Raw genomic sequence first — 12718 nt, 5'->3', positions numbered from 1 at the left:
ATAGGGCAGTCCCGAGCTAGCAGCCTTCGTTGACCTCTACGTACGTGAGCTCGCGGTTCGCATCGAGATAGTGAGGGTACTTGGTGGCCGGCTTCTTCGCACCGGTCATCCGTGAACGGTCGAGGAGCACCGTCGTTTCACCGTCTGTGCCGACGAGCCAGAGCGGCGTCTTCTCAGCGTCCGTTCGCGGGTCGTGTATGCACACCGGCATCATGTACTCGCGCCCCCACTGAGACCCGTACTTGCCCTGGCGCGCTTCCAGCCCGTCACCGATGTTGTTGCCGAGAAGTGCAGCGGCGATGAACACGAACATGCCCGTTGCTACCAGGCCGAAAAGCAGGCGCGGCCGGAATAGGGTGGCGAAGTTACGCCACCGACGGAGCGCCACCCATGCACACAGACACGCTAGGACGACGGCTGCGGTGAACAGGAAGCCGGTGCCTATCACCACTCCCCATGAAGCGGTGCCCACCAGTTGGAGCGAGCCGGCTGCGTTGTAGAACAGGGCGATCGGAAGGTTCAGCACAACAACGAAGAGGGTGACTCCGATGGCGGTCAGGATCACTGTCGCCGGAATCCTGAACGTGCCCATCCGGATCCGTTCGACCACAGGTGTGCCGATGAGGGATTGGATGAGAAGAGCGATGAGGACTCCTCCGACTGCGGCAGGGGACGCCCACACTGAGCCCACGGCTACCGCCGAGAGGGTTGTTCCGCACATAACTGCCGCAACACCGACGTACAGTACTGCGACGGCGATACGGTTTGGACGCTGCGCTTTCGACCGAATCTTAATGACCGAAGCGATGATGAGGAGTGCCGTTCCGGCAACCATCCAGGCGATGGCCGGGACGAACAGCATTCGCAGGTCGCGACTCTCGCCCGCGAGAAAGTACCCGACGAGGATGCCGAGCGCGGCGAATCCGAGCACGGTAGCGACCGGAACGGCGATTTTGCGGGTGCGTATCTGCTGCGACCACGACTCGTAGGGCTTCACCTGCCAGCTTGCGTCGCTGACCTCAGCTTCACGGAGTATCTGCCGCGCCCACGTTTCGGCGCCGCTTCGCTCACCGAAGTACAGCCGCCCGCTCGCCAGCTCTCGGACGATCCTCGATTCGTCGACCGGCACGTCAGGTTGCGGGTGAACCTGCCACGCTTGCAACGTCGACGGCGTGCCGGCCGCCGCCTGCGCCTCGATCGACGTGACGGCAAAGTCGGACAGGATGGCCCGCGCCTGCGCTGCGAAAGCGTCTGCGACCTCTACCGGATCGCCACGAAGCCGGCTAGTCCTCGCTTCGATGACGGGCCCGCCGGGTTTTTGACTGACCGCTGGTTCCCTATGCTGCTTGTCGCGTCCCGCGCCCTGCCCACCGGTTTCGCTCCCGGCCCCGCGAACACCAAGCCCGTACCGCTCGGCTTCGCGTTTCCTCCGCCTGTTCTTCCGTTCGCCGGTGCCGTTCAGGCGCCGATTCAGCTGCGGTTCCTGTTTAGCGTTGCCGTTTTCTGCGCCAATGTCACGTTCCCAGGCGTCCCATCCTGCTGCTCGCAGGTCGGTGACAGCTTGGAGCGTGTTCGTTCCGGGTGCGAAGCGGATGACGAGCTGTGTACGTGGTGGTGTCTTCATAGGGCGCTTGCGCTGCCGTGCCTGTTCGAACTGGACGTGGTGGGGGTGCGTCCGGTGTCAGTGTTTGAAGTCGTCGCCGATGGTTGCTTGGCTGGCGGGGACTTTCACCCAGGCGTCGTCTTCGAACTCCTTGCGGCAGTCTTCGTCCGCGCACTGGTATAGGTCTTGCGGGGTTCCGTCTTCTTTGGGGGTGCCGGGCCCGAGTCGGATGCGTTCAGCGTCCGTTTTCAGGCAGACGGGGCAGAGGAATAAGTAGCCTCGGATCAGAAAGGGCGTGGGGTTGTCTGCTGAGGTTGCTTGGTCTGTGGTTTCGGACATTTTCCCCCCGGTCCCGTTGTTAGCTCCGTTTCGATTATCGGCCGGTGGGGCGTCGCCGTTAGGTGCGCTGGAGCCGGCAGGAAGTCGACGATCGTGGAGCTCATCTCCCAACTCGACGCAACACTTGACAGTGTGCACAGTGAGGCGAGGGAGCCGGCGGACATCGATGAGGCCAGACAGGACGTCGCCATCGAAATCGCCCGAACGCTCGACAAGGACCGGCGGTTCCTGTTCGCTCACATCAGCGAGTAAGACCTCTCCGTCCAGGAAGGCCGCTCTCGATCATGAGGCGGCCTTTTTGCGTTAAGCGCGGGCGCCGCCGGCGCTAGGTTCGGGGCGCTGCCGCGCTGGCGGCTTTCGACGGCTGGACCGTTCGACGGTTTCAGGCCATAGCCGGGTTCCGAGCGCCCGCTCCAACCGGCTGATGACGATAAGGTCCGGCCAGGACTCTCCGGCGAGAACGTGACGAAGCGTGTTGTGGTCGATCCCGGCGAGCGTTGCCGTGGACCGGATGCTGGAACTCGCCATCGCGTCGCGGACCTTGAGGACGAACTGCCGAGCAGTTTCGTGCACCGGGTCGTCGAGCTGCTGGTCGGGCCACGTGTCTTCCGCTCCCGCGTTGGGGTTCGGGCGCGGCGGTCGTGGCATGAGATGAGCGTATCGGCCCTACGGTCCGCCGTCACCGCGCAGGTCGCCTGTTTCGGTGGTGTTCCCTCTGTCCGGTGCTTCGGTAGGCCAGATGTCGAGACCGTAGGCGTGCTGGATGAGGGCGATCTCGTATCCGTCAGGTCGAACGGCGATGCCGACTATCTGCTCAAGCCGGTCGAGCTCTATCCCTGTTTTTCGGGCGACGTCCTCCCAGCTGTCGTGTGCGATGGCGTAGTGGATGTCGTGTGCGATGGCGTAGTGGATATTGAGGAGCAACCGAACGGCGGTGAGGTCGTCGGGGTCCCACTCCTCCGACATTTCTCATCGTCCGTCTATACGCGCCCCCGCTTCGGTTATATGTATAACCAACGAGCTCGGTGCCGTCAATGTCCGTGGAATATTCCTAGATGGCTGTCACAGCAGCACCGGAGGTGATCCCGCAGACCTCAGGCTTCGGTACTAGCCGGTGCCGGTTCACTGTTGGCGCTGCGCCTCAGGAGGTATTCCTCGTGGAGCACGTCGAGCTTGTGGACCTCGTCGAAGAAAGGTAGGACTCCTGAGCCGTACCGCTTCCACAGTTCCGGGGTGCGAGCATTCATGTATTGCGAAATGACGAAGGCGGACATCTGCGCCATCATCGTCAACGTCTGCGGCCGGTACGGGGTCGGCTGGATGAGCGACTGGGGCAACGAGACACTCGACGAATGGAGGAAAACGGCTGCGGCCAAGACAGGGGAACGCCTGAACGCGATGGATCAATGCGACCCCGACGCTGAGGGCGAAAGTGCACCGGTCGCGCCAAAGCCGGAGGAAGGAACCTCGGACGCGCCGCCCCGGCTTGAAGACGCTGACGGCAACGACGAGATCCGGCCGGTGCCCGTGTTCGCGGTCCTGACAGAACCTGAGTCGAGCGACACCGCACGGAAACGGGGACGATGGGAAGTCGTCACGGAAGCGAGCAAGTACTACCTGGACCTCGACCGGGAGATGCTTCTGAGGGTTCGCGGGAAAGTACAGCCAGAGAACCCGGAGGTAATGTTTCCAACGAAGCTGCGGGATCACAACCGCGGGTGGGTGCGACTGCTACGAATCATTCAGCTCGAGCTTGGGAAGCCGGCGATTTTTGACATCGAATCACTCGGAGGCCCGGAAATGCTGTTCACCCGCCGTTCGACGACTTGGGTGATCTCGATCCGGCAACTCGCCAAGGACGAGCCGTTCGACTAGAGCCGTGTCCCTTCTACGTCACCGTCATAGCCGAGCGAGGAGGCGTACTTCAGTGGTTTCCTTGCGTCGGGTGCACTGAGGTTCCGCACACCAATCCCCCAGTAATCCCGCCAAGACACTCGAACTCGATGAAAGTCGTTGTCGCCAGTTCCCATTCGGTCGAAGCGATGCTTTCCCGCTGAAGTAGCTGGCCGAGGCGGCTGCAGAGCCGGGTGGCTCATCCAGCTACCTCGATTCAGACTACCTGACGCAACTCCCGAGCATCGCCTAGTCGATTTGCATCAGAGGCGCCCTTGCTGCAGATCATGAGAGTCAATTGCTTTCACTTGTACAACAGGAAGGCGGGCGATCTTTTCGCTCCAATGGTCGCCCTCCCCCTTCAGAGAAATGACGAAGTACACGAATCCCGCTTCGACCAGCACAGAGTTGGCTGCGATTGTGAGGGTGACTTCTTCGGATAAGAGGACATTCCAGCGTGGCAGTTCTGATTGGGCAAAGTACCGCGGCCCAGGGTGAGCCGACGGCGGATTCAAAGCAACATCCGACGTGAAGGATCCTCGATAGAACCTTTGATCGATCTCCACGACAGTGAGAGTTAGCCCCGTTCCGCCAGCCGAGACCAAACTGCCGAAGTCCACCGGGTCCGCGCCGTTGCCGACGAAATCCGACTCGACGTGGAAGACGAGTCCGTTGGACAGTTCGACCTCCCACGATCCACCGATTGGTTGGTGTTCGTACGAGAGTCCTTGAAGGTCGGTCTCTACAGGGTTCCCCAATCTCTTTATCACCAGCCGGTCGTTGCATTCTGGGCTAGGCCCTTTTCGCATCTGGGAGGCTGCCTGTCATCCCAATTCACGACCTTCATGGCAGACTGAGATGCCCGATCGCTTCGAACAACTCCGCCAGCCAGAACAACTTGGATGCTCCGCCACGCTTGCCCTCCACGACGAGCAGGCCCTTGGCTAGGTCGAGACACAGGAGGTCAGAGCGTGTCGCTTCGGCGGCATAGACATCGAAGCGCGAGAACGCCCAGGATGTAGTCGAAGCCATTTCGATCACGTTGGTCGACTCGGAACCAAATCTCATGGCCTCCAACGCTGCCTCAATGAGCTCTTCGCGAGTCAGCGCGAGCGAAAACCGGCCTCCTTCATGCACGACCCCATTCGCGATTCCGCGAAGCAGATCGGCAATCCAGACTAAATGATTCGTCAAGATGCCATCGCTATGCAATGCGCTGGTGATCCATTGAGCCGACTCGCTGAGCTGGCCGAGCGTGAAGGGTCCCGCTGGACGCTCCGTTTGATACTTCTGCTCCGGCGGCACGCACCAGATGTAGTCCTCATCGCAACGAAGGGTCTCACTCGGGGTTGCGCCTGCACGCACTTCAGCGAGCGCCACTTCCAGCGCTGAATGGTCCACCCTTATCACGGTGCGCCATCATCCGGACCGAGAGAGCCGGACAACTCCCGCGCGCGCAGCTCAGACCACATGCCCCGCTCAGCCATAGATCCTCTCGATGATGTTCTCGAACCTGCTCGTTTCCTTTTAAGATGGGCAATCCACATGCCAATCATCTGCTGGCGCCGCTGCGAGTCGTCGTTGGCAGAGGCGAGGCGTCCCTCGATGAAGCCCGGCAGTGAAGTCAGAATCGTCGTCCGCCGAAGTGTCCATAGGCACTGGCGGTCTAGCTTCCGCTGAGGTGCGGCTTATAGCGCCCCCGTGGGCTCACATTCCGCCGGATTAGGGGGTTATCTCGGGGCCTGTATCTTCACCGGTTGCCGACAGCCAGTCGTCCATTTCCGAGATCATGGACTCGACACCAGCAATCTCAACCTTCGACCATCTTCCAGACTCGCTTGCCAGTCCGGCCTTTGCCGCTGAACGGAGCATCGCCACTGAGCCGCGATCGAGAGCCCACGTGAGCCAGATACTTGGGGACAATACGTCACCGTCATAGCCCAGGGACGAAGCGTACTTCACTAGTTTCCTTGCGTCGCGGTCGCTGAGGTTTGGCACATCGATCGCCCAGTAGTCCACCAAGTCAGTCTCCAATTCGATTGAGATTGCTGTCGTAAGTTCCCATTCTGGTCGACTTGCTGGCGAGCGCTTCAGGAGTCCTAGCCATCTTCCATACGCCTCCGTTATGACCATCAACGTCGTACGAGACATAGTTCTTTCCCACTTTGAATATGGGTTGACCATTGGATGTTCGATTTGTCTGCTGCCACCCGTTAAGTTTCGCCAACGCCTTCTGTTGCGGCGATGTGAGTCTCTCGACGCCATCCGCTGCCGGACAGTTGTGGACAAGGACGCTGGATTCGCCCGCCCCGACGTAGAAGTCATGGGTAGTACTAACCGTAAGGTCCCACATGGGTTTCACACCGGCAACCCGTAGCACACGGGAGACAGTGACCTGGGAGCCGTCCGCAGCCTGCACGCTCTCGCCGACTTGAAGCAGCCCTGCATCGATCCATTTATGCTCGCTAGGTACCCAGACCGGATGTTTCGCTGTGGTGTGAATGACCGCGTCGCCGCCGGTACTGGACACCATGAGATCAACTAGGCCGCCTTCGTTACGAACCAGCACTGCTCCGACGCGCTCAGAGACGCGCGACCCGCTTGTCGTGTCGAGAGCAAGTACCTGGTCGCCCGCTTCTAGGTTGTCAATTGATCGTTGTGAGCCGTCCGACATGAGAACTTTGGTGTCAGCAGAGAACGACTGGCCTCCACAAACCGCGCCCGAGTAGGAACTCTCGAGCCCTTCCGCTTCGTCTTCCTCGGCTATCGCTTCGTCTTCAGCGATCTGCTCCATGAGCGATTCGTCGGCGTTGGTTAGAGATTCCTCCCCTCCTTGACACGCAGGCAGCTCGAGGTGCTCGGCGCAGAACTCAAGAGCTCCTTCGGCGAAGACAGTCGCTGCGATTGCGGTATAGGCCGCCGCCTCTTGGTCACGCAGGTTGTCAGGCGATCCGCTCCGATATTGGCCGGCCGTGATGCATCCTCCCGGGCCGCATCCCAACACTTGGGAGTCCGGTACAGGCGGTGGGAGGAGCTTCGTCGATCCCGTCCATTTAGTGGCCGAATGATAGGTGCCATAGTCGGCGCTGGAGTTGCCCGAGGATGGTGACCCCTGGTGCTTCACATAGCTAGGTCCGTTTCCAGCCGCGCTCCCGCGGGAACCCACGCAATTCGTGTGGAAATTTAGCGAATCGGAGTTCGTCTGGTAGCAATCTCCTGTTGGATCATTAGTTGTCACGGGGTTGTTTGCACTGTATGCGTACCCGTTACTTTGACCCGGGTTGTTCGGCGCAAGGATGCCGTCCAGGGACACAAAGCGACCGGTCGCCGAATCGTAGCCTCGCGCGCCAAGCTGGGTGAGATTGGAGAAGGGGCTTTCCGTCGCATCCAGGTATCCGTGGTTGCTGCTCCAGGTCGCCGCCGCGCCTCGGCTATTCCCGTACGGGTCCGCGTAGCGACGCGTAATCGCCCCATTGTTTGAGTTGACTTCAAGGTCTTGCGTATGGTTGGCGTCGCCTGAGATCCATAGGAGCACCGAGCCGGCGACACCGGCCTTCGTGGTCCGTTCAGCAACCGGTGTGCCCCCGATTGCATAGGTACGAACGGCGGAGGCGGTTGACGATCCAGGGGCGACGCGCAGCTCGGTGTCGCCGATGTACAACGTCGTTCCGTTAGTTGGGTCGGTCTGCAGCAGGAGAGCCCCGGAGGCGTCATAGACGCTGGTCTGAGTGGCTCCTCCGGCGGATACTGTGGAGAGTTTCCCGTTCGCGTCGAATGTGAGCGTCTGCCCAGGCCGGGTTGTCGTGTTCCCGCTGGCGTCGTACCCATAGGTGTCGGTCGTCCCAGTCCCGGCAGAGCGGGTGATCGTCTGCACCGCGTGCGGATGTGAGCTGCCGGCCGCCGGGTACGCATATGTGTCGGTGGTCGCCGATGCCGCCGGGTTGGTCGGGTTGTGGGTGACCTGTGTGCGGTTGCCGGTCGCGGGGTCGATCGCGTACGACGTCCAGTACGGTGCGGCGCCACCAATGTTGCCGGCCGACGGCGCGGCGGAGCAGTCGTTGTTGGCGGGCGTCCACGCTTGCGTGAGGTCGTGGAGGTAGTCGTAGCCGAAGCACTGTGTGTCGGTGCCCGCCGCTCCGGTGGTGGCGATGCCGGTCACATCCCCTGCGTTGTTCCGGGTGTACTGACGGTTGGCTTGAGTCGTGAAGGTACTGCCCGTTTGGGTCGTGTCCTTGACTCCAATAAGCGCCGTTGTTGCTGGGTCGTAGCCGAAGTCTGTGTAAAGCGTCGTGCTCCCCGGCCGGTTGATCTCGGAGAGTTGGTTGATTGCGGTGTATCCGGCGATTCCGTAGGTGTCGAGACCGTCAGCTCCAGTGAAGTTGTTGTTGCTGTCGTAGGAGTAATAGAACGTCTCGGCTGGAATTCCGCCCATTGCGGGGAGGGTGCGGGTCAGGGTTGACCCGTCGACGTCGTAGCTGCTGTTGATGCTGTAACTAGTGCCGCCGAATGCCGGGGCGCCTGCGGGAATGGACGTGGTGCTGTCTGTGACGTCGTATAGGTTGTCGTACCCGGTGATGGTGTTTGCGTACGCCAATCCCGGGGTCCCAGGTGTCGACCCCACGTAGGCGCTCGCGCTAGTCTGCTTGCCCTTGGCAACAGTGTCATAGGTCCAGGCGGCAAGGAGCGCTCCTGTCCCGGCCGGCCCCGCGTATTCGGCGGTTTTCGGTTCAGATTGTCGTAGGTGTAGCTGACTGTGCTGTTGCGCGCGTCGGTGGTCGACAGCAGGTTTCCGGCTCCGTCGTAGCTGCTAGTGGTAGTTCCACTGTCAGGGTCGTTGGCGGCGATTTGGTGACCGAGCACGTCAAACGACCATGACCAGTTGTTCAGAGCCGGGTCTGTCATTGAGGTCATCTTGCCCTGCGCGTTGTACGCGTATCTCGTGGTCTCTGTAGTGGCTGACGATGACGGAGTGGCCGCTAGGTATTGAACCAGTCTTGTCTGCTGGCCTTGGCTGTTCGTGAAGGTGCTGGTCGGTGTACCCCCGGTCGGCGGAGTGGTGTCGACGCGGTCCGCTCCGGGGTAGGCGATGGTGGTGTGGAATCGCTCAGAACCGATCGAGTTCAGGGTTGTCTTCACGGGTCGGTCTACTGCGTCGTAGGTGGTCACCGTCTGGGATGAGATTTGCGCCAATGCGGTGGGAACGAACAAGGTGGTCGACGGGTTGACGGACGGGGTCCAGTAGGCGCCGTCTGTGAATGCGACACGTCCGTGAGCGTCGTACGCGGTGTCCGTGACGACGGTGCCGCCGCCTTCGGCGGGACCTTGCGTTTGGATCTGCTGGCCGAGACCATCGTAGAGAACGTACGTGCTGATGACACCACCTGCGGTGATCGTCTTGGTGGTCACCGCGGACGCCGCGGTCTGCGACAGCAGATAGGCGTATGCGATAGACGGGTAGTTGGGGTTGCTCGCCTTGGGCTGTGACGGCAGCCAGACGGCGCTTCGCCTGCCGAGCGGATCATATGTGGCTGTGGTGAGCTTGTTGTTTTGATCGGTGGTGGTGAGTTCAGTGCCGCGGGCTGGGTCGTAGGTGACGGTGGTGCTCCAGCTGAACGGTGCGGGAGCTGTCGTGACGACCTGTGTGGTTCCTCCGCTGCCGGCCGCAGCACTTGCGGCTGGCGTGTAAGCGGTGGTTGTGGTGTGCTGCAGGATGTCGGTGACGGAGGTTTCTCGGCCCAAGCTGTCGTACGCTGTGGCGGTCTGCGTTACCCAGTGCGCGGATGCAGCGGTACCTCCTGGATAACCGTCGACGATTTCGACCTTTGTGGCATCACCCTTGGTGGGAGCTGCGCCGACTGCCAGCCCGTCGTAGCTGGTGCGTGTGTCGGTGATTGCGTCTGCTGGGTAATGCGCAGCACTCACGTTCGCACAGGCGACGCCGATCTTCGATACCTCGGCGATACTTCCGATGATCCCCGCAGACGTGTTCGGAGCCGCATAAGTGGTCGTCGTGCAGGTCGCTGCAGCGTCAGACGGCACGATGTTCACCTGCGTAGGCAGGCCCATGCTCGAGTCGTATGTCGTGCTCGTTCGCACAGTTCGGTTACCGCCGGTCGAAACGGGTTCGGTTTGCAGCACCTCAGCGTCGCCGGTGAAGCGTGCAGTATTGACGCCGTTGTTCGCGGTGATCGGCGACGACCAGGGGGTGGTTACGACGTCAGAGACGATTGCACCGCCGACTCCGTTCAGCGTCTTCGCTTCGCGGGTGCGGCCTGCGTACCAGAGCGAGTCTGCCATTCCTGGTGTCCCGGTGACGCTGACGGATTTGGCGCCGCCGGAGGCGGAAGCGCGATCCCCGTCCATGCCTTGGAAGAAGGTGTAGTCGGTGGTCTTCTGGCTGGTGGGCGCGTTCGGGTCGCCGACGCGGACTTCGACCGTGTTGTAGCCGGCGAAAACGGACCAGCTCTTCTTGTCGTCGGGGACCAGCGGCGACGTGTCGTATCGCCATGCGGGCGTGCCTGTGTAGACGTAGTCGGTTTCCTGGGCAGCGTCGTTGCCCCCACCGGTCTTCGGGTCGGAGACGACCTGTGTGACTACGTACTTGTGAAACAGGTCCTTCTGAGCTGGCTGTGGCGGTGTCACTTTCGGCGACCACCACTGAGGGAAGCACCGATTCGTGTTCGATTCGGGGGCCGCTTCGATTCCGGCGGCGCCTGCTGGGGTGCACTGTTGTGGGGAGTAGAAGACGCTGATGACTGCGCCCAGGGATGTCTGGATCTTGGAGATGCGGTACTTGTCCAACGGCGCGAGGCCGTCGACGACCCAGACTCTGTTCTGCATGGTGACGCCGGAGAAAACGGTCGAGGGCTCGGACAGGCTGGAGCTTCCGGAGTAGCCCGTGTGGTCGATCTTGGTTAGCCAGAGGGCGGCGCTCGTGGTGTCGCCGGGATCTGGGAACGAGTGGCTGAGCGTCCAGACGTCAACGTTGGCGTATGCGCCGGCCACCAGCGCTTTGGTGCTGACTGTTGTGAGCATTGCAGTGGACCAGAAGGTGGGTGAGAGGAGTCCGCTGCAGCTGCCTGAGGGGCAGTTTTGGTCGAAGGGAACGTCCGGGTAGTAGGTGGGGTGTGCCGGCGCGGTCGCATTGCCGCTGATCGGTTCGGTGGTGCAGTTTGCGTGGGTGCTATCCGAGCATCGTCCGTAAGAGTCGTAGCCGAAGACGACGCGGCCGCTGGCGGCGTTGGATGCGTAGGCGTTGCCGTTGGTGAATCCGTAGTCGATGTGGTCGAGCTCGCCACCGCGGACATAGCTGGTGGCGGCCGACCCGTTGGTGGCGTAGCTGTTGGTTTGCGCGTCGTAGTAGAAGGCTTCTGCGTTGCCGTGTGTGTCGACGACGTAGTCGAGGTTCCACCGCCACGCCTGAGTGCACGAGGAAGCGGCGAACGTGGCGCCGTGACATGGCTCACCGACGTCGTTGCCGTACACAGGGACGGTCCAGGTGGAGTTCGTCGTCGGTTTGCCGCCTGCAAACCCAGGTAGCTGGTTTAGCCCGAAGAAGTAGCGAGTGCCGTTGGTAGTGGTCATCCGCCAACAGTCGGTGTCGTATGTGCCGTTGCTCGCGCAGCCTGCAGCTGTCCCGACCAGGTGTTCGAACCGGGTGCCATCATCCGACTGGAGCCTCCAGGCCCCGCTTGCCGTATCCCTGATCAGCTGCCCGGAGTGACCGGCGAACGAGATCGTAGCGTTGTCAGTCTTCCAGCAGAGATCACCGGAGGAAGTCACGGGACCCGACGCCCCGTTGTCGGTCGCGCAGGAGACGTAGGTGCGTTCGATGAAGCCGGCTCCGGCGAGGCTCCACCCCTCCCCGATTGGTGAGGTCTGGTTGTTCGTGGATCCGGTCTCTCCGTCCACCGATTGAGAGTCGTAGGAGAACGCCACCTGGGGGGCGGGTCCGGCGGGGGTGGGCGGCACCTGGAGGGGGTACGACCATGAAAAGTCACCGGTTTGCGCTGAGACGTCCCAGGCGGACGATGGCTTCAGCGACGACGCGGTGAACGCTCCTGTGCCGGTGGCCGAGATAGGGGTCGCCGCTGCGGTAAGTATGATCGCCGATTGCGAAATTGTTGGGGTAAGCACAACAGCTCCGTTCCCGTCGCGGGCGACGGGAACGGGCTTGGCAGCTTTGGCGCTCTTGGCGCTGGCATCCACCTGACGCCACTCAATTCGTGACGCGTAGTCTGCGCCATAGATCGAATTGAGGGTCGTGTCCGGGATACGAACGGCAATCGGTGCGCTTCCCTTCGTCTGGTCCGCGCGTGCCATCTTGAGAACCAGTCCCTGCAAACCGTGCTGATGGGCCTCTCTCTGGTCGAGAACTTCCGCATACACGTTCTCGACGGGATGACTCAAAGTGCCTTTTGTCTGTGCGCTAACCGGGGCATCGGCCGTTTGCGCTGCCGCTACTTGGATCCCGGTGCCTCCCAGCTCCTGCCATTCGCCTGCTACGCTCGCGAATCGCTTTCCGTCCAGCTGCGTCAACTTTGTTGTGGCGGCCCTCTGCGTGGGGATCGCTACCGTGTACTTGCCAGCAACCGGGATGGCCCCGGCGACGACGGCCGCCGACTTTGAGGATGCTGGTTCGGATGCACGATCGATCGGGCTGGCGGAGCGGCCCTGGACCGCTGGACCGCGGTCTACGTGAGGTCGTGCAGCCGCATCAGCCGGCGCACCCGCGAGCGATGTGACTGTCAGTGCGAGCACGAGTGTGCTGGCGATGGTCGCAGAGCGACGAACAGCGGTGAGTCTCATTGGTTGTCTTCCCCGGGATCTCGAATGAGCTTGCGGGAGCAGGACGGCGCTCCAGCCCGTGGAGCGCCGCCCTGT

Annotated in this window: 10 protein-coding genes; 2 read left to right on the top strand and 8 right to left on the bottom strand. The window is 61.8% G+C overall.

What is annotated here, in order from left to right:
- Nucleotides 1-16: 16 nt before the first annotated feature.
- The gene (locus BLW09_RS00370) at nucleotides 17-1624 is read right to left on the bottom strand and encodes an FUSC family protein (protein ID WP_157696859.1); all 1608 of its coding nucleotides are present in this window, start codon (nucleotides 1622-1624) and stop codon (nucleotides 17-19) included.
- 411 nt (nucleotides 1625-2035) lie between these two features.
- Here BLW09_RS00370 and BLW09_RS18805 point away from each other — a divergent pair, with 411 nt between their 5' ends.
- Nucleotides 2036-2194 carry a hypothetical protein gene (locus tag BLW09_RS18805; RefSeq protein ID WP_157696858.1) on the top strand — a complete coding sequence of 53 codons (159 nt, stop codon included), beginning with the start codon at nucleotides 2036-2038 and terminating at the stop codon, nucleotides 2192-2194.
- Nucleotides 2195-2245: 51 nt separating this feature from the next.
- Here the strand turns inward: BLW09_RS18805 and BLW09_RS18800 are convergent, their stop codons facing one another.
- Together BLW09_RS18800 and BLW09_RS00365 are read right to left on the bottom strand one after the other, a co-directional pair.
- The gene (locus BLW09_RS18800; RefSeq protein WP_157696857.1) at nucleotides 2246-2590 is read right to left on the bottom strand and encodes a helix-turn-helix transcriptional regulator; all 345 of its coding nucleotides are present in this window, start codon (nucleotides 2588-2590) and stop codon (nucleotides 2246-2248) included.
- 18 nt (nucleotides 2591-2608) lie between these two features.
- The gene (locus BLW09_RS00365; RefSeq protein ID WP_089907109.1) at nucleotides 2609-2908 is read right to left on the bottom strand and encodes a hypothetical protein; all 300 of its coding nucleotides are present in this window, start codon (nucleotides 2906-2908) and stop codon (nucleotides 2609-2611) included.
- Nucleotides 2909-3199: 291 nt separating this feature from the next.
- Between BLW09_RS00365 and BLW09_RS18795 the strand changes: the two genes are divergently transcribed.
- Nucleotides 3200-3817: a hypothetical protein gene (locus BLW09_RS18795; protein ID WP_157696856.1), complete on the top strand. Its 618-nt coding sequence runs from the start codon at nucleotides 3200-3202 to the stop codon at nucleotides 3815-3817.
- 281 nt (nucleotides 3818-4098) lie between these two features.
- Here the strand turns inward: BLW09_RS18795 and BLW09_RS18790 are convergent, their stop codons facing one another.
- From BLW09_RS18790 to BLW09_RS00340, 5 genes are all read right to left on the bottom strand, one after another.
- Nucleotides 4099-4605, bottom strand: a complete 507-nt coding sequence (locus BLW09_RS18790) for a hypothetical protein (protein ID WP_157696855.1) — start codon at nucleotides 4603-4605, stop codon at nucleotides 4099-4101.
- Nucleotides 4606-4678: 73 nt separating this feature from the next.
- Entirely contained in the window at nucleotides 4679-5236 is a 558-nt protein-coding gene (locus BLW09_RS00350; protein WP_157696854.1) for a hypothetical protein, read from the bottom strand.
- A gap of 321 nt (nucleotides 5237-5557) precedes the next feature.
- Nucleotides 5558-5854, bottom strand: a complete 297-nt coding sequence (locus BLW09_RS18785) for a hypothetical protein (RefSeq protein WP_157696853.1) — start codon at nucleotides 5852-5854, stop codon at nucleotides 5558-5560.
- 4 nt (nucleotides 5855-5858) lie between these two features.
- On the bottom strand, nucleotides 5859-8267 hold the full coding sequence (locus BLW09_RS00345) for a toxin C-terminal domain-containing protein (RefSeq protein WP_089907101.1): 2409 nt from the start codon (nucleotides 8265-8267) through the stop codon (nucleotides 5859-5861).
- A 17-nt stretch (nucleotides 8268-8284) separates the two neighbouring features.
- Nucleotides 8285-12643, bottom strand: a complete 4359-nt coding sequence (locus tag BLW09_RS00340; RefSeq protein ID WP_089907099.1) for an RHS repeat protein — start codon at nucleotides 12641-12643, stop codon at nucleotides 8285-8287.
- Between the last annotated feature and the right edge of the window lie 75 nt (nucleotides 12644-12718).

The organism is Leifsonia sp. 21MFCrub1.1 (genome assembly GCF_900107895.1).
GTDB classification, from domain to species: Bacteria; Actinomycetota; Actinomycetes; order Actinomycetales; family Microbacteriaceae; genus Leifsonia; species Leifsonia soli.
The sequence above is the reverse complement of the archived record's forward strand: the minus strand, read 5'-3'. Positions and strand labels throughout refer to the sequence as shown.